This window comes from Colwellia sp. PAMC 21821 (assembly GCF_002077175.1).
Lineage (GTDB): Bacteria > Pseudomonadota > Gammaproteobacteria > Enterobacterales > Alteromonadaceae > Cognaticolwellia.
Genome location: NZ_CP014943.1, coordinates 702976 through 726947, shown reverse-complemented (window position 1 = coordinate 726947; position 23972 = coordinate 702976). Strand labels below are relative to the sequence as shown.

Genomic DNA, 23972 nt, shown 5'->3' with positions numbered 1-23972 from the left:
AATAAATTACAAGGTTGCGTGTGGGCCAAACACTTCGTAGTGAATATTACTTTCTCCTACCCCTAGCTTTAATAGTTGCTGCTTAGCAAATTGCATAAAAGCGATTGGGCCACATAAGTAGAAGTTACCTTTTTCCGTCGGTAAATTAACAGACGCTAAGTCCATCATGCCTTTTTTAATATGGCTTTGTTGGGCATCTTCATTTTTATACCAAATATTTTGTTGCCAGTTATTATTGCTGACTAACTCATGCGTACGTTGTGAAAAAGAATGTTGTGTACTGTCTTCGCAAGCATGCAAAAAATGCACAGGTTGGCTATGTTTGCACTCAGCTAAGGTTTCTAGCATACCTTGCATTGGCGTAATGCCGACACCGGCAGAAATAAGCACTGTTGGTGTTTTACGGTCAACGAAGAAAAAGTCTCCCGCTGGCGCATAAAGTTTAACTTCGTCACCGACCTTGATAGCGTCGTGCAAATAGTTAGACACTTTACCTGGCACATCTTGTTGTTCACGTTTTACAGAAATTCGGTAACTTTTGCCATTGGGCTTGTCTGACAGTGAGTATTGTCGAATTTCTTTGTAGTCATTACCTGTCGGCTTAACTTCAAGGCCTAAATATTGACCGGGTGTAAAACCGATAACCGTTTGTTGGTCAACTGGGGCAAAGACAAAGCTTTTAACAAGAGCCGACTCTATCACTGTCTCGATAACTTTAAAGGCTCTGGCGCCTTGCCAGCCACCCAGTTCTGCTGAGCGTTGCTGATATAACTCTGCTTCGCGCTTAATGAAAATGCCCGCTAGAAATTGATAAGCGTTTGTCCAAGCGGCTTCTACATCTGGGGTAAAAGCTTCGGTGGCTAATTCGCGCAGCGTTTCAATTAAATGGTGCCCGACAATAGCGTAATGTTCTGCTTGAATATTAAAACTTGTATGTTTTTGCGCGATACGTTCAACAGCAGTGGTTAACGCGCTCAAGTTCTCAATATTTTTAGCATAAGCAGCTATTGCTTCAAATAATGCCACTTGTTGTCGACCGGTTTTTTGATTCGACATATTAAAAATATCTTGTAACTCTGGATTATGAGTAAACAAGCGTTGGTAAAAATGTGACGTTAACGCCGAGCCGGCATTCTCTAATAATGGAATAGTACTTTTTATGATTACAATGTGTTGATCAGTTAGCATTATTGCTCCTAAATTAACTGAAGATAATAGGTGCTTATGAAATTGATTATGTAAACCTCATAAGATGATTTAATGTTGGTTTAGTTGTTTAAACTCGATATTTTAATATTCACTCAACTAAAATTTTTGTTCCCAAAACCATGTAAAGCAACGCCGCGCTATACATAGCCAAGCTTGAGCGCACCCACAGAAATAATGGTGGCGATATGCGCAAAAATTTGTACTGACGAACGGGTTTACTTTTACTTATTATGCGAATACCTAAAGCTATAGCAAGGTAAGTGCCAACATATAAAGTTATTAATTATTAGGTGTTTAGCGTTTTTATGTGATTTTTGTTGTCATATTGACTTCTTATCTTGGTAGTCGATAAGACTCTTGTGTGGTATTTTGTGTTCAGTGTTCAGTGTTCAGTGTTAAGTGTTAAGTGTTAAGTGGGAGAAAATATATCAGTCAAATATCATCAACAGCGATTATCGAATTAGCGCTAGATTTAGCCAGTAGTCTTAACAGCAAAGATCGGTTTGATCGCTTGCTAGATACTGTGCGCAAAACCATCAACTGTGATGCTGTTGCTTTATTATCGTTTCATGGCGATATTCTCACGCCAATTGCGCTGCAGGGCTTAAGCAGAGACACCATTGGCCGACGTTTTGTAGTGACAGAACACCCAAGATTCGATGTGCTTTGTCAATCTAAGCAACCGATACGTTTTGCTGCAGACTCAACATTACCAGACCCTTACGACGGTTTACTAATAGACCGTGAAGATGATTTACCTGTGCATTCATGCATGGGATTACCCCTATATTATGAAGACAAGTTGTTAGGCTTGTTAACCATAGATAGCCTGACACCGCATCAATTTGAAGATATTCCTGAGCGCACGTTAATTGTGATTTCTGCCATAGCTGCAGCAACATTAAATACGGCTTTTTTGATTGAACAATTAGAATCTCGTGCGGATCACTCGCAGCGCGTGGTGGCAGAATTAACGGAAGAAGCGTGGCGGCGCGATGGTGGTGAGCTCATTGGTGAAAGTCCGATTATGCAACAACTTAAAGAAGAGTTAACTATTGTGGCTAATTCGGACTTTAACATTTTAATTTATGGTGAAACGGGTGTTGGAAAAGAGTTGGTCGCTAGGACTCTGCATCATAAATCACCTCGACAACACGGCCCTTTGGTCTATGTAAACTGTGCCGCATTACCAGAAAATTTAATTGAAAGTGAACTGTTTGGTCATGTTAAAGGCGCCTTTACCGGTGCGGATAAAGATCGCGCGGGGAAGTTTGTATTAGCTAATGGCGGAACGTTGTTTTTAGATGAAATTGGTGAACTTCCGTTGGCGGCGCAAAGTAAAATTTTACGCGCTATTCAAAGCAATGAAATTCAGCCCGTAGGGCAAGACAAGGTAGAACTAGTCGATGTTCGTATTATTGCCGCCACTAACAGAGATTTAAAAGCAGAAGCTGAAAGCGGACGTTTTCGTGCCGACTTGTATCACAGATTAAGTGTTTACCCTATTCGAGTACCAAAACTACAAGAGCGGGTCGGTGATGTGCAAATATTAAGTGGCTATTTTGTTGAAAAAACTAAACGAAAACTGGGTGTAGTACAGTTAAAAATAACCACTGAAGCGATTAAACACCTTGAACAATATAATTGGCCAGGCAATGTTCGAGAGTTAGAACATGTGGTTAGTCGAGCAGCATTAAAAGCGCGTGCACGGCAAAAAGGCAAAGCGATAATAGCGATAGAAAAACAAGATTGCGGTGCATTAATTAATCTCCAATCAGCGCAGCAAAAAGAGCAAAATAGCGTAGTAAAAGCCAGTGCTAATATTAGCCCAGCTCAAGCTGATATAAATCTGCGAGATGAAACTGAGCAATTTCAACGTCAGTTAATCAAGCAGGTGCTGATGCAAGAAAATGGTAATTGGGCGGCCACCGCGAGAAGGTTATCAATTGATCGGGCTAATTTAAATCGTATTGCTAAGAGGTTAGATATTAAAGTGATTAAAAGTATTGTTTAACGCAATCCTTAAGTCATAAATAGACTAAAAAATACCGGTTTACATGATAGCTAGACCTTTTAATTGCTACTTTTAGTCCTCACGCTAAGGCCTTTATCTTACTTTGTGTATCGGTAGACATTTAAGCTAGAGTTTCATCGATGACTAAGATGATAAATGACAGACTTTTTTCTGGGTTTGTTATTCACGAATATTATGACTATATTGTTGTTAAGTATAAAATTTGTATTGGTGTTAACTTTGTTACAATTTTATCAAAAAATAGTGTAAGTTGAAGTATAAAAGTTATTGTTTACTTAATCATCAAGTCAGTTGGAATGATAATATTATTCTGTTCCAGCTAATATTGAAGCCCATATAAAAAGCTCCGTTGACGAGAGTAAATAAAGCACAAAGCATAAATTTTATACTTTTGAAAACATGTATTGTGATAAAACGAGTAAAAGGTTCTCCACAGTAGCTTTCGTCTTTAAGGCGACTCTAAATCAATACTAGGTTATTAATGAAATAGATTTTTTAGTGAGAAGCAAATGTATAAAGTAATTAATATTGTTGTATTGCTTATATCAATCGTAACATGTTCCCTGCATGCTGAAGATAAGGTTTTATTTATCTATCAAGATGCGGATCTTTCTAACCATAAAGAATCTTCCTTAGCGATACAAAAAGGTATTGAAGTTGCTTTTAGTGAAATTGATAATGAAATAGACGGTTATAAAATTGCATTTAAATACTTAGATCATCGCGGTAATGTTATTAGAAGTAAGCGTAATATCCAAAAATTTATTGCCGACCCAAACGCGCTCGTTATCTACTCAGGTATTCATTCGCCCCCCTTGATTAAAAACCGCACATTTATCAATGAAAATAAAGCTCTTACCCTTATTCCTTGGGCTGCAGCTGGGTATATTACGCGCTACCCGTCAAAAGAAAACTGGTTGTTTAGGCTATCGATTGACGATAGTCGAGCAGGTTCGGTCATTATTGATTACGCCATGGATCAGCAGCAATGCAAAAAGCCTCACTTATTGCTTGAAAAAACACCATGGGGCGATGCCAATTTAAAAAATATGTCTAAGGCGTTAAAAAATCATGGTATTGAGAAGCACCAAACAACACGCTTTAGTTGGAGTTTGAAAGCGAAAGGTGCGGCGATAGTGATTGATGAAATTGTGAATGCTGGTAGTGACTGTATCGTTTTAGTCAGTAATACGGTTGAAGGTGCGGTGATAGTTAATGAGGTGCTTAACCTTCCTAAAGAACAGCGTTTACCCATTGTTAGCCACTGGGGACTTACCAGTGGTAATTTTCATGAAATTATTACGGCTGAAAAACGAAAAAAACTTGAGTTAAACTTTATCCAGTCTTGTTTTGCTTTTACTAATGCGCAACAAAACCCATTTTCTGAAAAGGTATTTTCGCAATTAATCGCGCACTCGAAAGGTACCATTACTAAGCCGGCTGATCTGAAGTCTGCCGTTGGTTTTATTCATGCCTACGATCTTACCAAGTTATTGATTCAAGCCATTAAGCAAGCAGGACTTACTGGTGATGTTGCTAAGGACAGAAACACCATACGCTTAGCTTTAGAAAATATCGACACGCCGGTTCAAGGCTTGGTCAAAACTTATGTTAAGCCGTTCTCCGAATTTAATGAATTAACTAACAATAATGCTCATGAAGCGTTAAATCCAGAAAATTATTGTATGGGCAAGTTTGGCGAGAATGATGAAATTTTACTTTCGCATGAGTAAACAATGAAGCTAAAAACGATTAATAGCCCGGCTAAAAGTAATTCGGCATTTAAAAACTTTACGATATTTTCGATCAGTTTATTTTTATTGATCCTGTTTATCAGTGCTTTTTTTATTGTGCCTAAATTCAATGGTTTATTAGATAATCAACATGATCAAGATGTTCAAAACGAGTTGGCACTAGAAGCCGCTTTATTTACTCGATTTGTCGTTAGTCAGCAAACAACGGTGCAAGATTTAGCTGCGTATCCGATATTAGCAGGTGCTGTTATGTTAGGTGAGATAAACGATCTTGCCATTACTGACTTATTTGAAAATACGGTTATTGGCGGTCAAAAAAGTCGACTCGTATTACAAGATATTGCTGGTGATATTGTCATTAAAACAGATAATAAACTCTATGGTAATTACTCAAATAATCAGCCGTGGCTAGAACAGTTGTTGCAGGGGACTGCTGCATATCACTTTCAGTTATTGCGACAAAATAACGCCGCCTTAACTTTCAGAATATCCGTACCTGTACTTTATAACCGCTATATTGAAGGGGTATTGAGTAGTGAAATTACGGTGCCATTAAAAGATATATTTGTTACACAAAATTTTAAGGAAAACGTAGCATTTAGACTAACTCAAGACTCAGTAAGGATTAATACGAGTACTGAGCATATCGAAGTTTATCGTGAAAGCTCATTAACATTACCAGATACAAATATTGTCTTTACTTATATTTCCGACGATAGCTTAATTTACAACGGTAAACGAGAGTTAGAAAATACCATTTTAATAGTTTTATTGATTAGTTTTACTCTTTCGTTTTTATTATTTGCTGGACTAAATTACCGAAGCTTAACCCGAAGTGAAGGGAATGCTAAAGTTAAATTAGCGGCATGGAAAACCTACAGTATTCCAATATTTGTCGGTGTTATTGGTATCGCCGCTAGTATTTCTGCTTTTATGATCGAATCAAACCTCGAAATAGCTGCGATTGAAAAGGAACTTATTTTCGAGAGTAAAGAAAAAGTTAAAACAATGAGTAAAAATATTGATTTAAATTTACAAATTTTAGATGCCGTTAAAGCGTTTTATAACGCCTCTGATTATGTCAGTCGACAAGAATTTAATGCATTTGTTACGCCATTACTGAGTAACTATCAGAATATAAAAGCAATAGAATGGGTGCCATATATTACCCATGAACAGCGCCAAGCTTATGAACAACAAGCGAAAACTGACGGTGTAATTGATTTTACACTTACAGAAATAAGCGCTACAGGTGATATGGTACTCGCTAAAAAGCGCGACAGTTATTTACCGGTATATTACGTTGAACCTCTTGAGGGTAATGAAAGAGCCATGGGTTTAGATAATGGGGCAAATAAAGAACGATTAAATACCATTAACAAGGCCAAAAATAGTGCTGATAAAATTGCTACCGGCAGAATAAACTTAGTACAAAATGCAGTTAATTCTGCTGATGTACTTGTTTTTAATGCTGTTTATGACCAAAGTTCAGTAGACAGTAAGGACGATTCAACACCAAGCTTTCTTGGCCTTGCCGTACTGGTTTTAAATGTCGGTGATATTGTTACCGCTACGGCGATGGAAGATGAAGGCCGTTTGGCTTTGTATGTCGAAGATATCACAGAAGCTGATAATATCGAGCCTCTTTATGGCACTTTGGCAGGTGATAGCTGGTTTTCTCACAGCGAAATTATAACGGTTGCTGGCAGAAGTTGGCATATTAAAACACATACTAATATGATAAAAGCGCCACTGATGCTTTCAGCTTGGCTTTTGCTGATTGCCAGTTTAGCTGTAACTGCCTTAATAACATTTAGTATCACGCACCTTATTCGTCGACGTGAAGTGGTTGAACAGCTTGTTGTGAGTAGAACCATTAGTTTGATAGAAAGCGAGGAGCAACACCGCGCGGTAGTTGAAAATGCAGTAGACGGTTTGTTAACGATTGATGAGTTTGGCATTATTGAGAAGTATAATCGCGCGGCAGAGCATATTTTTGGTTACACCGCAGATGAGATGATCGGTGAATACCTTAAAATACTCCTGCCAGCAACCGATCATGATGATCAAGATACTTACCTGGAAGATTATCGAGATACCGGTATTAAAAAAGACATAGGTATCGAGCGGAAAGTAAAAGGCAGACGGAAAGACGGCACAATTTTCCCGGTAGATTTATCTGTTAGTGAGATGCTTATTGGTGATACTAGAAAACTTTCAGGCATAGTTAGAGATGTAACTGAACGAGTGAAACTCGAAAAAGAGCGCGAAAAATTTATTGAAAAACTGACCGACTCCAATGAAGAGTTAGCGCGATTTGCTTATGTTTGTTCACATGACTTACAAGAGCCTTTGAGAATGGTACGTAGTTTTACTGAAATGCTACAAGAGCACCTAGCTGATAGCTTAAAAGATGATGCTAAAGGTCAAAAATATTTTAATTTTGTTATTGATGGTGCCGCCCGAGCACAGATGTTGATCACCGACATACTTTCTTACTCAAGTATCAGTAGCAGCGATACACAAATGTTTGAAAATGTTGATTTAGAAGGGATTGTAACTGTCATTAAAAATGACCTGCTTGACGAATCAGCAGGCAAGAAAGGTCAGATAACGTTTGATCCGTTACCTGAACTGCAAGGAAATAAAACCCAGTTATTTCAATTGTTTCAAAATTTACTCAGTAATGGTTTGAAATATCAACAATTAGATGCCACGCCACACGTTCATATTAGTGTTGAAGACAGTGATATGCATTGGTTATTTAGTTTTAAAGATAATGGTATTGGTATGGAAGCGCGCCATTTAAAGAAAATATTTGAGGTTTTCCAACGTTTACATGGTAGAAAACAATATGCCGGTACCGGTGTTGGTCTTTCTATATGTAAAAAAGTGGTAGAGCGCCACGGTGGTGAAATTTGGGTTGAGTCTGAGGTAAATGTAGGCTCAACTTTTTATGTGAAATTATTAAAACCAACAGATGTAGAGGAAATAAAATGACACAGGATGTTCGAGTAGCTGAAATATTATTGGTTGAAGATAATGAAGGTGACATAGAGCTAACGCGAGAAGCTTTTGAAGACGCCATATTTCGCAATAACCTACATATTGCTGAAGATGGCGATATTGCATTAGATTATTTGTTCAAACGTAATGGCTATGAAGGAGCTGTTACGCCCGATATCATATTGTTAGATTTAAACTTACCAAGCACTGACGGTAAAGAAGTGTTGGAAATTGTTAAAACTGACCCATTGCTTAGAAGAATACCCGTTATTGTTTTAACTAGCTCTGAAGCTGATAAAGACGTTATTGAAAGTTACGATTTACATGCCAATTGCTATATTGTTAAACCGGTAAGTGCCAGTGAATTTATGAAAGTTGTTAAAGATGTAGAACGTTTTTGGGGTGATATTGTTTGTTTGCCGACCAGTAATAGCTAGGTAAAACAAGGACCAATAATGAGTACAAAGATAAACAATAAGCTAGAGAACGGACTAGCGAATGAAGTAGACAAGGTGAAGCAGGAATTAGCGGTGCTAAAGGCTGAATACGAAGAGTTTGTCTATATTGTGTCACATGATCTTAGCGCACCTTTGAGGCAAATAAATAGCTTCTCTGAAATTATTGTCAGTAAATATGGTGACAGTTTTGATGAGAAAACTAAACGTCACTTTGACTTGATCACCAGTGGCTCAGCTCAAACAACGCAAATTATGAATGCTATTAAAAGCTATTCAAGATTAAATACAAGGGCTCAGCCATTTACGTCACTCGATAGTAATAAAATAGTGGCAAAAGCTTTAGATGATTTATCATCATTGATATCGAAAACAGCGGCAGAAATTACCTGTGCAGATTTACCCACAATTATTGGAGATGAGGAACAAGTTAGTTTGCTGTTTAAATGCCTTATTGAGAATGCGTTGACTTATCAGCTTCCAGACAATAAACCTGTTATTTCAGTGAGTACCAGCGATGATCAGGATTATTGGCACTTTAGCATTAGCGATAATGGTATCGGCGTCCCTGAAAACTTGACTGAAAAAATATTCAAAGTTTTAAGAAGAGGCGTTTCCAGTAAAATATATCCTGGTTTAGGTATGGGCTTAGCATTATCAAAAAAAATATTACAAAAGCATCAGGGCGATATCAGTGTAGCCTTAAATAATGACCAAGGTTCCGCTTTCTCCTTTAAAATTGCTAAGGACTTACCTCATGAGTGAACCGATAAATATTCTGTACGTTGAAGACAATGAAGGTGATGTTGAGTTAATGAGAATGTCGATAGACAGATATTGTGCTTCGTTGAATATTGTTTTGGATGTTGCAGAAACGGTTGCAGAGGCGAAAGCCATATTTGCGCATGACAAGCATGTTATTGCACTTATTGATTGGAATTTACCTGATGGTGAAGGTATTGATGTGTTGAAATTTATTCGTGAAATGCACGAAAGCCTGCCTGTTTTTCTACTAAGTGGTGTGATTACCGAAGATAATATAAAGCTGACAGAAAAATATAAACCAACAGCATGCCTTGAAAAAGATTATGGTAAAGCATTTTTCTCTGCATTAGAAAAATGTATTTTATCGATGGATTAAGCCACTTTTAGTGAATTATATTCTACTAAAATAGGCTGGTAACCTTTTAATATTTATTAAAAAAGGCCTTACGCAATGGCGTTCAGGCCTTTTGATTTACAGTTAAATTAGAACTAACTTAGAGCTGATTTAGAGTTGATTTAGAGTTAAGTTAGCACTGATTTAGCACTATACTTTTGTCACTTCTTTAGGTAAAAGCAAGTTTAAACCTATAGCGACTAGTGCACACAAGCTAATTCCTTGAATGCTAAACCCACCTAAGTTTAATGCCATACCACCGATACCAAAAACTAATACCACGGCAAAAATAATGAAGTTTCGCGGTTGGTCAAAATCAACTTTTGCTTTAACTAAACTACCTAAGCCGACACTGGCGATTAAACCAAATAATAGCATCATAATACCGCCCATTACGGCACCGGGTATGGTGTGCAACAAAGCGCCCAGTTTACCCACAAAGGCCATAATAATGGCCGTACAAGCAGCCCAGGTCATAATTCTAGGGTTAAACGCTTTGGTTAGCATCACCGCGCCAGTAACTTCTGAGTAAGTGGTATTTGGCGGGCCGCCCAACATTGAGGCCGCCGTCGTCGCGATGCCATCTCCAAACAGCGTACGGTGTAAGCCTGGTTTTTTAATGTAATCTTTACCGGTTGCTGAACCAATCGCTAAAATATCACCTATGTGTTCAATGGCTGGGGCAATGGCGATGGGCAGCATGTATATAATGGCCTGCCAATGAAATTCAGGTGCGGTAAATTTAGGGACGGCAAACCATGCGGCATTTTGGACCGGCGTAAAGTCGATAATACCGTGATAAAGCGATAATACATAACCGACAACAATGCCCGATAAAATTGGCATTAAACGCATAAAACCTTTACTAAACGCCGATACCAAAAGGGTCGTCAGTAGGGCCGGTAATGAAATACTTAAGGCCAGTGTATGGTCAATCAACTGTACTGAGCCATCACCGGTGCGACCTAAAGCCATATGAACGGCAACGGGAGCAAGTGATAATCCAATGACCATTATAATAGGGCCAGTAACAATAGGAGGTAGGTACTTGCTAATAAAGCCAACACCACGGGCTTTAATCAGGCCACTAAAGCAAACATAGACAACCCCAACAACGGCCAAAGCACCCATAGTTGCCGGAATCCCCCAGGTTTGCGTGCTGTACATAATAGGAGCAATAAAAACAAATGAAGACGCTAAAAATACGGGGACTTGTCGTTTTGTTACCAGTTGGAATAGCAAAGTACCTATACCTGCTGTACACAAAGCCACGTTTGGATCTAAGCCCGTGAGTAAAGGCATTAATACCAAAGCGCCAAAAGCAACAAATAGCATTTGGGTCCCGGTAAGCACTTCTTGAAAGAGTGACTGATTATTATGATCTACGCTTTTTACTAGGTTATCTTCTTTATTCATATTTTACTCAATAAAACTGCCAGCAAGCTGGCAGTATAGTGGTGCTTTTAAAACCATGACGACTGTTTTTATCTCGACAAACATAATGCCAAATACAGCAATATGCTGGTGTAGATATAGTTACTATTTAGTGCCGAAAATTTTATCTCCAGCATCACCCAAACCTGGCAATATATAACCGGCGTCATCTAAGCGGTCATCAACAGAGGCGGTATAAAGATCAACATCAGGATGTGCTTTCTCTAATGCTGCAATGCCTTCTGGTGCAGCCACTAAAACTAGTGCTTTAATATTTGTTGAACCACGTTCTTTTAATAAGTCGATAGTGGCTACCATAGAGCCACCAGTAGCAAGCATAGGGTCAATCACTAGTGCTAAACGCTCTTCAATTTGTCCGGCTAACTTTTCAAAGTAAAACACAGGTTCAAGTGTTTCTTCATTACGGTACATGCCAACAACTGAGATTCGAGCGCTAGGTATAAGTTCTAAAACACCGTCCATCATGCCCAAACCAGCACGTAAAATAGGCACAACCGTGACTTTTTTACCTTTAATTTGTTCTACTTGAATTTCGCCATTCCAGCTATCGATGGTTTTAGTTTCTAATTCGAGATTTTTAGTTGCTTCGTAAGTTAACAAGCAACCCACTTCAGAGGCAAGTTCGCGAAAGCGCTTGGTACTTATATCGGCTTCACGCATTATGCCGAGTTTGTGTTTAATTAGGGGGTGTTTTACTTCGATTACGCTCATTTCTACTCCAAAACTTGCTAAAACTATTTTTTATATTATACCGAAAAGACTTGGGAATGCTCGCTTGAGTTATAAAAAAACAATGATTTAAACATATTTTTTAGCGACGGGAAAAACCGCAGAGGTTACGACTATCTCCATGGACTAGATGTTTTAACAATTGTGATTCACTATCTAAAAATATTAATGCCACGTGAGCTACCCTCATTGGGCATTTTATTATGGTATTAATGAGTAATACTATTAATCAACTTGGTTTAAATGTATTTTTGCTGATTTAGGGAGGATTAATTCCGCAGGAGAAGTCAATTTATAGCAGTTTAACCAATGTAAATAGTCTACTTTTAGGGGAAATATCTTTAAATACAAGAGACAGGTTTAAGTCAGTCGTGATTTTATTATCAATTGTATTATGTTGTATTGTGTTGAATTATCTATTCTTTTTCACTGAAATCGCTATTTACATAAATAGATAATGAGCTAGTTTAGTATTATCTCTCACGTAGCTCCACTAGCTTAGATAATGGACACAGAACCGATTAAGAAGCTGATGAGATTAAAATTGGTAGACAGAATGTTGTAGCGCTATTTTATCTTTACACAACAATCGAGTATGCTTAAATTATCGGCATTTATTAAAGCAGTTGTTAAATTCATGGTCACTCAATCATTATTATGGCAATCGGAGCAGCAGTCATCAGACTTTGCTGAACTGTGTAATGCCCTTTATGAACGAGAGTTAATGACCTTAGCCCGCAATGAATATTCATCGGTAGCAGGGTTACAAAGCCGCATTAAAAGTTTACCGCATTATGTTAAACGTACAGCATTTGCGCTACTTAATGCACAAACACCGCTTGAATTAGATATTCAAAATGCCAGTTGGTCAGCGAAACAAGTCAGTGCGCTGCCATCAATAAGCCAATTGTCAGCGTATAATGACAATGTTATTGCTTGGTATAGAGGCCAAGCATTGGTGCATGGCTTAGTGGTGCCTATAGCATTAAAGAGTCATATTGTGCTTGATAGTATCGATCGAATAGATAGAGAGAAACAACGCTTTCGAACTAACGTTTATGGCTGGTTTTATTTAACAGATAACGATACGCCTAATGGCGCGACTAAGTTTGACAAGAGTGAGGTTAAACCTGAAGTTAATCGCCACAGTGTCAACTTGCTTAAGCCAACTAAGAAAATAATGACAGCAGCATGTGCAGGCCATTGCTGGAAAAACAGCCGAAAGTCACAACCGATCATGCCATCGTTACGCGAGTTGCTGCTATCTTGCACAATTAATTGGCGTAATTTCAAACAACCAAGGGTAAATTTACCTGACAATTGATTTTAAATCTTGTTGGGTGTTTACAGCAGGCGGTACGCATTTATAATAGCGTATCAATTTACGTCTTCAATAACGACTTTAGTTACTTTATGCGGCTGATCACGGCAGTTTTAATACTTTTTCTTGTACTTTTACAATACCGACTTTGGTTTGGTAAAAATAGTGTGCCTGATTATCTCGCTTTAGAAGAAGAAGTGACAAGGCAGCTAGCCAATAATAATAAGCTTAAGCAACGTAATAAATTACTCTATGCCGATACCGATGATTTAAAATCGGGTACTGAAGCTATTGAAGAACGTGCACGGCATGAGTTAGGCATGATCAAAGAGGGCGAAACATTTTTCCGTGTTATTCCTAATGATGACGATGCCGACAAAAAGGAACGCTTGCGATAATGAACAATACAACTGGGCATTTTACCGTCGTCGTGCCTGCTGCAGGTGTTGGTAAACGTATGCTGGCAACTTGTCCCAAACAATATTTAACCATTGAAAATATCACCATTTTAGAACACACCGTTCAGCGTTTACTTAGCCACTGTGCCATTTCCCATGTCATTATTGCTTTAGGTGAAAACGATGAATATTACCCTAGCACTGCGTTAGCCCATAATAAAAATGTAACCTGTGTTGTTGGTGGTAAAGAGCGTGTTGATTCTGTACTTGCTGGTTTAAAAAGCTTGCAGATGAGTAAAGAGCAATGGGTGTTGGTGCATGATGCAGCAAGGCCTTGTGTTCAGCACAAGGATTTAACGCGACTAATAACCTATTGTATTGAAAACGATCATGGCGGCTTATTAGCATCTCCTGTTCGCGATACCATGAAACAAGCAAATACAGAACACCGGGTAGAAACAACGTTAGAACGCAGTCAAATGTGGCATGCACTCACTCCGCAAATGTTTAAAACACAAGAACTAATCACAGCTATTTCAACCGCTTTATCCCGTGGTATAAGCATTACTGATGAGTCATCTGCGATGGAAGCTTTAGGGTATCCGAGTGGATTGGTGAATGGCAGTAGTGACAACATAAAAATTACTCAGCCAGAAGATTTATGCTTAGCCGAGTTTATTCTGAATCAACAAAAAAATAATTTATCACCAGAGGCAATATGCGAATAGGTCACGGTTTTGACGTTCATCAGTTTGGCGGCGCAGGGCCATTAATTTTAGGCGGTGTTGCTATTCCTTACGAGTTTGGTTTTGTGGCACATTCTGACGGTGATGTTGCCATACATGCTCTGTGTGACGCAATTTTAGGAGCATTATGTTTAGCGGATATTGGTAATCATTTCCCCGATACTGATGGTGAATATAAAAATATTTCAAGCCGAATTTTGTTACGCCATGTCGTTGGCTTAATGCAAGACCGAGGCTTTTGTTTAGGTAATGCTGATATTACTGTTTGTGCGCAAGCCCCTAAAATAGCGCCGCACCTTTTAGCTATGCGTGAATGTTTGGCTGAAGATTTACAAGCTGATATTGAACAGGTGAATGTAAAAGCCACCACGACTGAAAAATTAGGTTACATTGGCCGCAAAGAAGGTGTGTCGGTACATGCCGTGGTGTTATTAATGAAAACCGAAAATAACAGCAACTTAACATTAACCGCTGAACCGCTAAATCCAATCAAACTAGAAGAAAAAGAAAAAGAAAAAGAGAAAGTCACAGAAAAAGCCCAAGAGAAAAAACCTGAGCAAAGCCCATCACCCTTGCCAGAGTTCTCTTATTTATATGGTAAACCCAAGTCGACCGGTTTGTTGCGTCGTCACCGTTCAGACTTTAAAGTATGTGAAAAAATTCCCTTTGAACCTTGTGGTGAAGGTGAGCACCTTTTTATTCATATTCGAAAAACCGGTGCTAATACCGCTTTTGTTGCCAAGCAACTCGCGCAATACTTTTCTGTTAAAGAGTCTTTAGTTTCCTATGCAGGTTTAAAAGATCGCTTTGCTGTGACTGAACAATGGTTTGGTGTGCATGTTCCGGGCAAGCAAAGTTATGACTTAAGTGACTTAAACATCGAAGGTGTCGAGGTGTTATCGTCTAAACGTCATAACAAAAAGTTGCGCATAGGTGGCTTAGACGGTAATCGTTTTGAAATTACTTTACGTGATGTGACCGACATTGATGAACTCGTTAGACGTTGGCACGTGATCAGTAATTTTGGCGTGCCAAACTACTTTGGTGAACAACGTTTTGGCATTAATGGTGGCAACATCGAAAAAGCCTTAGGTTTGTTCTCAGGCCAAAAAGTTAAAGACAAGAAAAAACGCGGTATGTATTTATCTGCCGCACGGTCATTAATTTTCAATGAAATGATCAGTCAACGTATCGAACAACAAACATTCGACAATTTAGTCAGTGGTGATGTGTTGATGTTGGCGGGTACGCAGTCTGTATTTCTAGCGGATGTTATTGATGAGCATTTAACAGCAAGACTTGCAGGACATGATCTAGATATAACTGCGCCAATGTGGGGCGCGGGCGAATTAATGACTACCGGCGATGCGCACGCTTTTGAGCGAAGTATTGCCAATGGGCAGCAAGCATTTTGCGAGGGCTTACCCCGGTTTGGTTTAAAACAAGAACGCCGTCGTATTCGATTAACTATTAAAGACGCTGGCATTATAGTAGATAACGATGTTGTGACTTTGTCATTTTTCTTGCCGGCTGGCGCTTACGCTACCACCATTATGCGTGAGTTACTTGACTATAAAGACATGACAGAACGCGTTGATGTAGGCGCAACTAGGCAGTCAACTGATACCACTAAAGCGATAATCAATACAACAGAAAGCGATGCGGAGCGAAATAGCTGAACATGAGAATATTACTGAGTAATGACGATGGTGTTCATGCTGATGGCATTAAAGTACTTTTTGATGAGTTAGCAAAAGTCTTTGACGTAACGGTAGTTGCCCCAGATAGAAATTGCAGTGGCGCAAGTAACTCGTTAACCTTGTTAAATCCATTACGAGCGCATACCTTAGAAAATGGCTTTATTTCTGTTAATGGCACGCCCACTGATGCCGTTCACTTAGGGGCTGCACAGTTAATGAAACCGTATCCTGATTTAGTGGTTGCTGGTATAAATCATGGGGCGAATTTAGGCGACGATACTATATATTCTGGCACGGTTGCCGCGGCTACAGAAGGTCGCCATTTAGGCATGCCAGCCATAGCCGTGTCGTTAGTGTCTTCAGACCCTAAACATTTTCAAACGGCTGCTCTTGTTACCGCGAAATTTATTGAGCGTTTGAAGTTGCATCCGCTGCCCAGCGATCAAATTATTAATATCAACGTACCTGATGTACCGCTGAATGAATTAAAAGGCATTCAAGTCACGCGTTTAGGTAATCGCCACAAAGCAGAAACCATGAAAAAGGTGAAAGATCCTTGGCAACGTGATATTTATTGGTACGGCCCATTAGGACAAGAGCTTGATGCTGGCGTAGGTACTGATTTTCATGCAATAGCCAATGGCTTTGCATCAATTACCCCATTAACGATAGACATGACCGCTTATAAAAGCTTGGCAAAAATGACAGAATGGATTAATGAACTTTCACTATGAATCAAAGTAATATCAATGCCAGAGTAGGCAGTAACATCGGCGGAAAGTCGAGTCGGAGTGGGGAATTACTGGCACAAAAATTACTGGTTGAAGGCATCAAAAATCAACAAGTATTAAGGGCTATTGCTCGCTCACCTCGCCATATATTTGTGCCCGAAATTTTAGCACACAAAGCCTATGACAATACGGCATTGCCGATTGGTCAAGGACAAACCATTTCACAACCGTATATTGTGGCAAAAATGTCAGAATTGTTGCTGGCTGATGGTGTGCCTGATAGCATTCTTGAAATAGGCACGGGCTCAGGTTATCAAACCTCTATTCTGGCGCAGTTAACACCTAAAGTGTTCTCAGTCGAACGGATAAAATCGTTGCAATGGCAAGCAAAGCGTAGGTTAAGAACGATGGACCTACATAATGTGGCCATGAAACACGGTGATGGCTGGCAAGGCTGGCAAAGTAAAGCGCCATTTCAAGCCATTATTGTAACGGCAGCTCCTACAGAGGTGCCAGCGGCATTACTCGAACAGCTTGCTGATGGTGGCCGCTTGATCATACCTGTTGGCGAACAAAGCCAAGTGTTGAAGTTAATTACCCGTCATGGTGATGAATTTAAAGAACAGCAAATTGAAGCTGTTCGATTTGTTCCACTGGTACCTGGCGCTTTAGGATAATTTGTGAAAATATTTTCTGCATTATATGAATGGACCCTTAAGTGGGCAGAGCATAAGTTTGCGCCCAGAATTTTGGCGGTATTAACATTTGCTGAATCGGTTTTTTTCCCTATTCCACCTGACGTTTTACTCGCGCCTATGGTGATGGCGCAACGCGATAAGGCATGGCGTTTCGCGACAATCACGACTATTGCTTCAGTGCTGGGCGGTATTGTAGGTTATGGCTTGGGTTATCTAATGTTCGAACCTTGGATCCAACCACTGATCACCGAATTTGGATATCAGGCACGCTTTGATAAAGCCATGTTGTGGTTTAGTGAATGGGGTGTTTGGGTGGTATTTATTGCTGGCTTCTCTCCAATTCCCTATAAGTTATTTACTGTGAGTGCTGGCTTTTTAAGTATGGCATTTTTGCCATTTTTATTAGCGTCAGCCATAGGTCGTGGCATGCGATTCTTCATGGTTGCCGGTATTATTCGCTGGGGTGGAGCGGCAATGGAGAAAAAACTTAAGCAGTGGGTTGATGTATTAGGTTGGCTTGTTGTTGGCGCTATTGTTATTGCCTATATTGCGACACGATAAAGGGTGTTCTGTTAGTTATGACGAAATGGATGCAGGGTCAACTATTTAACACTAATCATTTATTAGTGTTAATCATGATAGTCGCTATTAATGGCTGTTCTAGTCGTAGTAAACCTGCTCCTGTCGTCGACGTTCAAGGCTCACTTCCGCTGAGTCAAAGGCTTAAGAACAGTGTTACGGGAAGTGAATATATAGTTAAAAAAGGTGAAACTTTGTATTCAATCGCATGGCGTGCCGATGTCGATGTACGTACCTTAGCCGATATCAATAATATCAAAGCGCCATACAGTATTTTTCCGCAACAAAAATTATTTTTAACCAAAAACACCAGTAAGCCTAGTGATAATAGTACTAAGCGTAAAAGTACTAACTCGTCTAAACAAAAAGTTATAACAAAACCTATTGCACAGAAGAAAAAGCAGGAGTATGGTGGAAATGTGGTTGAGCGAAAATCAATCAACAAAGCTCAACAACAAACCACTGCTTTTTCACAAAAAATAAGAGAGTGGCAGTGGCCTGCGAAAGGGAAAGTTATTCGTAACTTTTCCTCCGCAAAGCAAGGAAATAAAGGAATCGACATTGCGGGGCGTCGCGGCGATTCGGTAAAAGCAACTGCAGACGGCAAAGTAGTTTATGCCGGTGATGCGTTACAGGGTTACGGCCAGTTAGTTATCGTTAAACATAATGACGACTACCTTAGTGCTTATGCTCACAACGATCGCATTCTTGTCAAAGAGCAGCAAGTTGTTAAAGCCGGTCAAGTGATTGCTAGAATGGGAAATACTGACGCTGAAAGAGTCATGCTTCATTTTGAAGTTCGCTTTCGCGGGAAATCAGTTAATCCTATGAAGTATTTGCCGAAATAATAATAAAAATTTATCAAAATAAATTGAGGTCAATGTGGATAATTAGTCAGTAAATTTAGCAGAAGCTAAAGCGGGAGATATAACATGGGCATAAAAAAACAAATAGCATGTTCTGATGTTGCAGTTAAGGATAAACCAAAAAGCACCAAGGCAGAAATGCCTGAAGAGGCGCCTTCTAGTTTAGATGCAACACAAATATATTTAAGTGAAATCGGATTTTCACCATTATTAACCGCAGAAGAAGAAGTCTACTTTTCTCGCCTTGCTCTCAAAGGTGACGAACGCTCTCGAAAACGTATGATTGAAAGTAATCTTCGTTTAGTCGTAAAAATTGCTCGCCGTTATAACAATCGTGGTTTACCGTTATTAGATTTAATCGAAGAAGGTAACCTAGGTCTCATTCGCGCCGTTGAAAAATTCGACCCCGAGCGTGGCTTTCGATTCTCTACTTACGCAACTTGGTGGATTCGTCAAACAATTGAACGTGCCATTATGAACCAAACCCGCACTATTCGATTACCTATTCATGTTGTTAAAGAACTTAATATTTACTTACGTACAGCCCGTGAGCTGGTGCAAAAGCTTGACCATGAACCTACCGCAGAAGATATTGCCCTAGAACTTGATGTTCCCGTAGAAAGTGTCAGTAAAATGCTACGTTTAAACGAACGTATTGCTTCAGTCGATTCGCCCTTTGGCGGTGAAGGTGAAAAAGTTTTATTAGATGTTATTCCTGATGAAAAAGGCGGCGGCCCGGAAACCAAGTTACAAACAAACGATATTAAACATAGTATTGTAGATTGGTTGAATGAGCTTAATTCTAAACAACGAGAAGTATTAGCAAGACGTTTTGGCTTACTAGGCTACGAAGCCGCAACATTAGAAGATGTAGGTGTTGAAATTGGCTTAACACGTGAACGCGTGCGTCAAATTCAAGTGGAAGCGCTGAAACGTTTACGCGATATTTTAAGTCAACAAAACTTATCTATTGAAGCGCTATTTCAAGTGTAAATTTATAAGCTGAACTAGGTAGTACCCTTAAATAAAAACCAGCGTTTGCTGGTTTTTTTAGGTCTATTGTTAAGTACTAATAATACCCGGCTGATTAATTAGCTGCTCATTGTTAATGGTTAAAATGAATAACTGCTGACTAAATTTTATGTCTTCTAATTATACCAATTGAAATAAATAATCGATCATTTTAAGGCGGTTTAAATCGTCAATAACTGCGTTGTTTTCAATCACACACGCCCGCTATTACTCGACAATTGCTCCTGCATTGTTCTACTTACGGGCATCCATGCCCTAATCAATCAAACGCCTTGCCTGCAGGGAAGCAGGTACTTATGTTTAGTCTGGAACAATAAACATGTATTCTTGAACAATTTATCCTCGCTTAAAATTGGTCAATAACTTATTACATTTGGTATTATCCATCGTTCCAGATGAAAAAGTAGAACACTTAATTAATTAAATTAACTAAATTAGTATAACAAACAGGAAAAATGACAATTCAGGGACTTAAAGACCGCAGCACTCGTTATGCTAAAGTCAGTACTGCAGGTGTAGTCGTTTTTACATAAATACTCATCGATGCAGATACGAAGCGACAAATGGGAACTTGTTATTGAGTACTCTAACCTCTACTAAAGTGGGTTTAGTTGGGTTAGCGTTGAAGAAGTTGACTCGAGCATTTTATGTACTATTATCATTCAAAATATACTTTCCTAAAAAGAAATCTTGGATGGCTCGAGTCTATTTACTTGATGCTCACATCAAGTTGCGCCTGATAACCTATTTTGCTAATGACTGCTCTATGCCGATAAGGGCTTAGATTTTAGCACTCGGCCAAGTGTCACATCACCTTTAATCGTCGTGCGATTAATAACACGGTTTACACCGACTTTAGTACCTGTCGTACAGTGCATTGCGCGCCAGTTATCCCACAGCACCATGTCGCCTTTACGCCACTTGTGAAAATAGGTGAATTCTGGCTGGGTAGAGTGCTTTATTAGGCGCTCTAATAACTCAATAGACTCATCGTTTGATAAGCCAAACTGCTGTGGCGTCACTACTCTGTCCAAAAATTGCTCTACCACTTCAAGAACTTTACGACCGCTTATAGGGTGCGTAACTACGGCGGGATAAGCAGCATCAGGAAAGTCAGGAAAGCCAATGTCAGTCGGCTTCATTGGGCTATTAGGACCTGGCTCATAGCCATCTAGATTAACATAGCGCATGTGTCTACGCTGCATGCTAAAACTATAAACAACCTCTAGTTTTTCAAGTATTGCCTTGGTTTCGTCATCGAGGGCGTCGTAAGCTTTCGCTAAGTCACCAAAGCCAGTAAGGCCGTCTTCTTCAGCCACCACTACAGCACGTAATAGTGCGCCATGGTTGGGGCGCGCCGTGTAATGTAAATCCATGTGCCAGTCTAAGCGTCCTACTATTTCCTGATCTTTGTAAAATGCGGTTTGGAATTTATCCATAGGACCGCCATTTTTCAGCTCAAATAATTCTGGATACTCGTCGTTTTGCGTTACTTTCAGAGGATGTAGCTCTAAAGGCCCGAAAATGCGACTGAACTCTATTTGTTTTTCAGGATCCACGTCCTGATCGCGAAACACTAATATTGCATGCTCGTACCATAAAGCCTTTAACTCAGCTTTTATTGCATCAGTCAAAGGGGCATTAATGTCAAAACCTGATACTTCTACACCAACACTATCAAGCGGAGTAACGGTAAGGGTCATAATTTATTCCTTATTTTTAACTAAATTAATGGTGAGGTTTAATCCACTAAGTTGGGGTCAAGACGCAATTCTTTGCGCGCCATGGCTTCCCAAATAAACGGAAACCCGTTTTCATCAGCAATAGATACTTTTTTAACTTCTTCATCACTTAAAGGGGTGCCGCCTCCGCCTAACTCAACTTGATAAGCACGCTTGCTTCGCCACTCTAAGGTAATAGCGCGAAGATGTGCTTGACGCAAATCTTTACCAACGACTAATGAACCATGATTTGCTAATAACGCCCATTTAGCATCGCCCAAGGCTTCAGCCGCAGAGACGCTGGTTGCGTCATCTTCAAAGGTACCTTCGTATTCGTTATACAAGGGCAGATCTACACCGCAATAAGCACTGGCCTGATCATAAACTGGCGGCACTCTCTGCATGCAGGCCCAAATGCCGCTGTAGTGTGGATGGTTATGAATAATCAAGTGTGCATCGGGGCGCATAGCATGTAACTGCAAATGCAGGCCAATTGCCGGAGTTACGTTCCATTCACCATCAATGACATTACCTTTTGGATCTAGGGTGACAATATCGCTAGCGGTCAATTCACCCCAAGCGAGTTCCCATGGGTTGGTCAAGATATTACCGTTTGGCAAGCGATACGTGATATGCCCGGCAATGTGTTCATCCCACCCTTCGCGAATGAGCATGCGACACATAAGGGCAACTTGCGCTTTATCGCTAAGTTCTGGAAGCAGTGCTTTACGCCCTGGTCGTGTTGCAAAGCGATCTAGCATGGCTTTATTAACGCCGTCATATTTTTTCATGATAAATGTTACCCTGTTGATTAAAAACAGAAAAAAAGATAAAAGGTGACTTATACCAATTGAAATAAATAATCGATCATTTTAAGGCGGTTTAAATCGTCAATAACTGCGTTGTTTTCAATCACACACGCCCGCTATTACTCGACAATTGCTCCTGCATTGTTCTACTTACGGGCATCCATGCCCTAATCAATCAAACGCCTTATTCTTGAACAATTTATCATCGCTTAAAATTGGTCAATAACTTATTACATTTGGTATTATTAGTAGAACTCAAATAAAGCACTTAACGACAAAACAAAAAGTTTCTATCAATTGTTGGGTGAGTCATTAAAAAGCTATTATTGGTTACTAAATAGTACTTCTGCTAAAGATATTACGTAAAACATCTTCAGTAAGCTTGTCCTATCTAGTCAATTTATTATCTGATATCGCCATTAGAAGGGCAGCACATTCAAGGGTTATTTAACTTCAAACAAGGCTTGGCGAAAGGCACGTGGAGATAGCCCTGTCCATTTTTTGAAAGCGCGATGAAAGCCAGAGCTATCGGCATAACCGAGTTGTTGACCAATTCGAGTAATAGACAAGGTCGGATCGCTTAAATGGCGCCTAGCGTGGATTTCTTTGACTTGGTCAATAAGCTGTTGATATCGCCAACCTTGGGCCAGCAACTTACGGCTTAATGTACGGGGGCTAAAGTGCAGCATCTTAGCCGCGTCATGTAGGGAAGGTGGCGCAGCAGGATCTTCAACAATAATTTGCGAAAGCCGCCATGCAATATCGCCATGATTGTGGGTAATGCTTTTTTCTTCGCAGAGCTTTTTATATAGCGTAACACTTTGCGGGCTTGCCTGAGGCAAGGGTTTATCTAAAATATCTGCATTAAAAAATAGTTGCGTCGCGGGTGCGTCAAATTCAATGGGACATTGGAAAATAGATTGATAGCGCTCAATATGTGCCGGTGCGGGGTAATTACACCTCAGCTTAGTAATGGGTAATGTTTGACCAAGCACCCATCGTGCAGTGGTCACGATATTCGCTAGAATATCTTCAATCGCAAGTAAACGTAGTTCGCCAAGCTCTGCTTTGGCATCAATTTGATAGCAACCTTCTGCTTGAATTTCGCTAAAAGAGGTGACCACTAAGTTGCCTGAAAACCGTCCTGAGTAATTTTGGTATTTTAATCCTGCGTTACTAGCTTCGCGTAGTGTAGCGCTGCTTATCATTAAATAAGCTAGTTGATCATGGGTTGCAATTGAGCGCTGAAGGCCTAATATTAAACCTAAGTCACTGCCTTTATAATTGCACTGAGCATCAAGTAACAAGCCTTTGTGCTGTTTCGCGCTAATTAATGCATCATGCCCTTGAAGCGCTATGTCATTAATACCATTTTTGGCGGAAATGGCCTTAGTATCCATTCCCAAACTCGCGAGAAAATCTAGCAGCCAAATGATATAACGTGCATCTGTATGTATGACATTACTCCTTAGAATTAGCAGCTTACACTGAGGTTAGTGTAGCAGGTTTAAGTGTAGTTAGAATAAACGACATACCGACGCTATTCAACAGGTGTTGATTATGCCAAAT

Annotated in this window: 21 protein-coding genes and 1 pseudogene; 16 read left to right on the top strand and 6 right to left on the bottom strand. The window is 39.7% G+C overall.

The genetic code is table 11. From position 1 onward, the window contains the following. Nucleotides 1–6: 6 nt before the first annotated feature. Entirely contained in the window at nucleotides 7–1188 is a 1182-nt protein-coding gene (hmpA, locus tag A3Q33_RS03070; RefSeq protein WP_081178664.1) for an NO-inducible flavohemoprotein, read from the bottom strand. Nucleotides 1189–1636: 448 nt separating this feature from the next. On the opposite strand from hmpA, the gene norR reads away from it, so the two are divergent. The 6 genes from norR to A3Q33_RS03040 all read left to right on the top strand — a co-directional run bounded on the left by norR (nucleotide 1637) and on the right by A3Q33_RS03040 (nucleotide 9600). Continuing rightward, nucleotides 1637–3223, top strand: a complete 1587-nt coding sequence (gene norR, locus A3Q33_RS03065; RefSeq protein ID WP_081182246.1) for a nitric oxide reductase transcriptional regulator NorR — start codon at nucleotides 1637–1639, stop codon at nucleotides 3221–3223. A gap of 530 nt (nucleotides 3224–3753) precedes the next feature. Then, nucleotides 3754–4977 carry an ABC transporter substrate-binding protein gene (locus tag A3Q33_RS03060; protein ID WP_081178663.1) on the top strand — a complete coding sequence of 408 codons (1224 nt, stop codon included), beginning with the start codon at nucleotides 3754–3756 and terminating at the stop codon, nucleotides 4975–4977. A gap of 3 nt (nucleotides 4978–4980) precedes the next feature. Beyond that, nucleotides 4981–7998: a CHASE domain-containing protein gene (locus tag A3Q33_RS03055; RefSeq protein ID WP_081178662.1), complete on the top strand. Its 3018-nt coding sequence runs from the start codon at nucleotides 4981–4983 to the stop codon at nucleotides 7996–7998. After that, nucleotides 7995–8441, top strand: coding sequence for a response regulator (locus A3Q33_RS03050; protein ID WP_081178661.1), 447 nt, complete (start codon nucleotides 7995–7997; stop codon nucleotides 8439–8441). Before A3Q33_RS03055 ends, A3Q33_RS03050 begins: the two co-directional genes overlap by 4 nt. Before the next feature lie 18 nt (nucleotides 8442–8459). Continuing rightward, complete coding sequence (locus A3Q33_RS03045) at nucleotides 8460–9224, top strand: sensor histidine kinase (RefSeq protein WP_081178660.1); 765 nt, start codon at nucleotides 8460–8462, stop codon at nucleotides 9222–9224. Next, nucleotides 9217–9600, top strand: coding sequence for a response regulator (locus A3Q33_RS03040; RefSeq protein ID WP_196798041.1), 384 nt, complete (start codon nucleotides 9217–9219; stop codon nucleotides 9598–9600). The genes A3Q33_RS03045 and A3Q33_RS03040 overlap by 8 nt, the downstream gene beginning before the upstream one ends. Nucleotides 9601–9768: 168 nt before the next feature. Here the strand turns inward: A3Q33_RS03040 and A3Q33_RS03035 are convergent, their stop codons facing one another. Together A3Q33_RS03035 and upp are read right to left on the bottom strand one after the other, a co-directional pair. Next, the gene (locus A3Q33_RS03035) at nucleotides 9769–11034 is read right to left on the bottom strand and encodes a uracil-xanthine permease family protein (protein ID WP_081178658.1); all 1266 of its coding nucleotides are present in this window, start codon (nucleotides 11032–11034) and stop codon (nucleotides 9769–9771) included. A gap of 123 nt (nucleotides 11035–11157) precedes the next feature. After that, nucleotides 11158–11784, bottom strand: a complete 627-nt coding sequence (upp, locus tag A3Q33_RS03030) for a uracil phosphoribosyltransferase (protein ID WP_081178657.1) — start codon at nucleotides 11782–11784, stop codon at nucleotides 11158–11160. Nucleotides 11785–12439: 655 nt separating this feature from the next. Here upp and A3Q33_RS03025 point away from each other — a divergent pair. The 10 genes and pseudogenes from A3Q33_RS03025 to rpoS all read left to right on the top strand — a co-directional run bounded on the left by A3Q33_RS03025 (nucleotide 12440) and on the right by rpoS (nucleotide 19834). Beyond that, a complete protein-coding gene (locus tag A3Q33_RS03025) occupies nucleotides 12440–13126 on the top strand; it encodes a hypothetical protein (protein ID WP_081182243.1) in 687 nt (228 codons plus the stop codon). An 89-nt stretch (nucleotides 13127–13215) separates the two neighbouring features. Beyond that, nucleotides 13216–13521, top strand: coding sequence for a cell division protein FtsB (ftsB, locus tag A3Q33_RS03020; protein ID WP_081154264.1), 306 nt, complete (start codon nucleotides 13216–13218; stop codon nucleotides 13519–13521). After that, a complete protein-coding gene (gene ispD, locus A3Q33_RS03015) occupies nucleotides 13521–14249 on the top strand; it encodes a 2-C-methyl-D-erythritol 4-phosphate cytidylyltransferase (RefSeq protein ID WP_081178656.1) in 729 nt (242 codons plus the stop codon). Before ftsB ends, ispD begins: the two co-directional genes overlap by 1 nt. Continuing rightward, nucleotides 14240–14716: pseudogene (gene ispF, locus A3Q33_RS20720) on the top strand (2-C-methyl-D-erythritol 2,4-cyclodiphosphate synthase); the annotation flags it as partial. The gene ispD and the pseudogene ispF, both read left to right, overlap by 10 nt. Then, nucleotides 14702–15946, top strand: a complete 1245-nt coding sequence (gene truD / locus A3Q33_RS03010; protein WP_081182241.1) for a tRNA pseudouridine(13) synthase TruD — start codon at nucleotides 14702–14704, stop codon at nucleotides 15944–15946. The pseudogene ispF and the gene truD, both read left to right, overlap by 15 nt. Nucleotides 15947–15948: 2 nt before the next feature. Further along, nucleotides 15949–16701, top strand: coding sequence for a 5'/3'-nucleotidase SurE (gene surE, locus A3Q33_RS03005; protein WP_081178655.1), 753 nt, complete (start codon nucleotides 15949–15951; stop codon nucleotides 16699–16701). After that, nucleotides 16698–17375 carry a protein-L-isoaspartate(D-aspartate) O-methyltransferase gene (locus A3Q33_RS03000; RefSeq protein ID WP_081178654.1) on the top strand — a complete coding sequence of 226 codons (678 nt, stop codon included), beginning with the start codon at nucleotides 16698–16700 and terminating at the stop codon, nucleotides 17373–17375. Before surE ends, A3Q33_RS03000 begins: the two co-directional genes overlap by 4 nt. A gap of 3 nt (nucleotides 17376–17378) precedes the next feature. Next, complete coding sequence (locus tag A3Q33_RS02995) at nucleotides 17379–17957, top strand: YqaA family protein (protein ID WP_081149158.1); 579 nt, start codon at nucleotides 17379–17381, stop codon at nucleotides 17955–17957. A gap of 17 nt (nucleotides 17958–17974) precedes the next feature. Then, on the top strand, nucleotides 17975–18823 hold the full coding sequence (locus A3Q33_RS02990; RefSeq protein ID WP_231295771.1) for a peptidoglycan DD-metalloendopeptidase family protein: 849 nt from the start codon (nucleotides 17975–17977) through the stop codon (nucleotides 18821–18823). A 156-nt stretch (nucleotides 18824–18979) separates the two neighbouring features. Next, a complete protein-coding gene (gene rpoS, locus A3Q33_RS02985) occupies nucleotides 18980–19834 on the top strand; it encodes an RNA polymerase sigma factor RpoS (protein ID WP_231295834.1) in 855 nt (284 codons plus the stop codon). Between the two features lie 803 nt (nucleotides 19835–20637). Here the strand turns inward: rpoS and A3Q33_RS02980 are convergent. The 3 genes from A3Q33_RS02980 to A3Q33_RS02970 all read right to left on the bottom strand — a co-directional run bounded on the left by A3Q33_RS02980 (nucleotide 20638) and on the right by A3Q33_RS02970 (nucleotide 23803). Beyond that, nucleotides 20638–21576 carry a TauD/TfdA dioxygenase family protein gene (locus A3Q33_RS02980; RefSeq protein ID WP_081178652.1) on the bottom strand — a complete coding sequence of 313 codons (939 nt, stop codon included), beginning with the start codon at nucleotides 21574–21576 and terminating at the stop codon, nucleotides 20638–20640. A 38-nt stretch (nucleotides 21577–21614) separates the two neighbouring features. After that, nucleotides 21615–22385 carry a class II aldolase/adducin family protein gene (locus A3Q33_RS02975; RefSeq protein WP_081178651.1) on the bottom strand — a complete coding sequence of 257 codons (771 nt, stop codon included), beginning with the start codon at nucleotides 22383–22385 and terminating at the stop codon, nucleotides 21615–21617. A gap of 461 nt (nucleotides 22386–22846) precedes the next feature. Next, nucleotides 22847–23803 carry an AraC family transcriptional regulator gene (locus A3Q33_RS02970; RefSeq protein ID WP_081178650.1) on the bottom strand — a complete coding sequence of 319 codons (957 nt, stop codon included), beginning with the start codon at nucleotides 23801–23803 and terminating at the stop codon, nucleotides 22847–22849. Nucleotides 23804–23972 lie beyond the last annotated feature (169 nt).

Bases quoted from the DNA above. Each gene is read 5' to 3' on its own strand.
- hmpA (WP_081178664.1), bottom strand. From the start codon at position 1,188: ATGCTAACTGATCAACACATTGTAATCATAAAAAGTACTATTCCATTA.
- A3Q33_RS03060 (WP_081178663.1), top strand. From the start codon at position 3,754: ATGTATAAAGTAATTAATATTGTTGTATTGCTTATATCAATCGTAACA.
- A3Q33_RS03055 (WP_081178662.1), top strand. From the start codon at position 4,981: ATGAAGCTAAAAACGATTAATAGCCCGGCTAAAAGTAATTCGGCATTT.
- A3Q33_RS03050 (WP_081178661.1), top strand. From the start codon at position 7,995: ATGACACAGGATGTTCGAGTAGCTGAAATATTATTGGTTGAAGATAAT.
- A3Q33_RS03045 (WP_081178660.1), top strand. From the start codon at position 8,460: ATGAGTACAAAGATAAACAATAAGCTAGAGAACGGACTAGCGAATGAA.
- A3Q33_RS03040 (WP_196798041.1), top strand. From the start codon at position 9,217: ATGAGTGAACCGATAAATATTCTGTACGTTGAAGACAATGAAGGTGAT.
- A3Q33_RS03035 (WP_081178658.1), bottom strand. From the start codon at position 11,034: ATGAATAAAGAAGATAACCTAGTAAAAAGCGTAGATCATAATAATCAG.
- upp (WP_081178657.1), bottom strand. From the start codon at position 11,784: ATGAGCGTAATCGAAGTAAAACACCCCCTAATTAAACACAAACTCGGC.
- A3Q33_RS03025 (WP_081182243.1), top strand. From the start codon at position 12,440: ATGGTCACTCAATCATTATTATGGCAATCGGAGCAGCAGTCATCAGAC.
- ftsB (WP_081154264.1), top strand. From the start codon at position 13,216: ATGCGGCTGATCACGGCAGTTTTAATACTTTTTCTTGTACTTTTACAA.
- ispD (WP_081178656.1), top strand. From the start codon at position 13,521: ATGAACAATACAACTGGGCATTTTACCGTCGTCGTGCCTGCTGCAGGT.
- truD (WP_081182241.1), top strand. From the start codon at position 14,702: ATGAAAACCGAAAATAACAGCAACTTAACATTAACCGCTGAACCGCTA.
- surE (WP_081178655.1), top strand. From the start codon at position 15,949: ATGAGAATATTACTGAGTAATGACGATGGTGTTCATGCTGATGGCATT.
- A3Q33_RS03000 (WP_081178654.1), top strand. From the start codon at position 16,698: ATGAATCAAAGTAATATCAATGCCAGAGTAGGCAGTAACATCGGCGGA.
- A3Q33_RS02990 (WP_231295771.1), top strand. From the start codon at position 17,975: ATGACGAAATGGATGCAGGGTCAACTATTTAACACTAATCATTTATTA.
- rpoS (WP_231295834.1), top strand. From the start codon at position 18,980: ATGCCTGAAGAGGCGCCTTCTAGTTTAGATGCAACACAAATATATTTA.
- A3Q33_RS02980 (WP_081178652.1), bottom strand. From the start codon at position 21,576: ATGACCCTTACCGTTACTCCGCTTGATAGTGTTGGTGTAGAAGTATCA.
- A3Q33_RS02975 (WP_081178651.1), bottom strand. From the start codon at position 22,385: ATGAAAAAATATGACGGCGTTAATAAAGCCATGCTAGATCGCTTTGCA.
- A3Q33_RS02970 (WP_081178650.1), bottom strand. From the start codon at position 23,803: ATGGATACTAAGGCCATTTCCGCCAAAAATGGTATTAATGACATAGCG.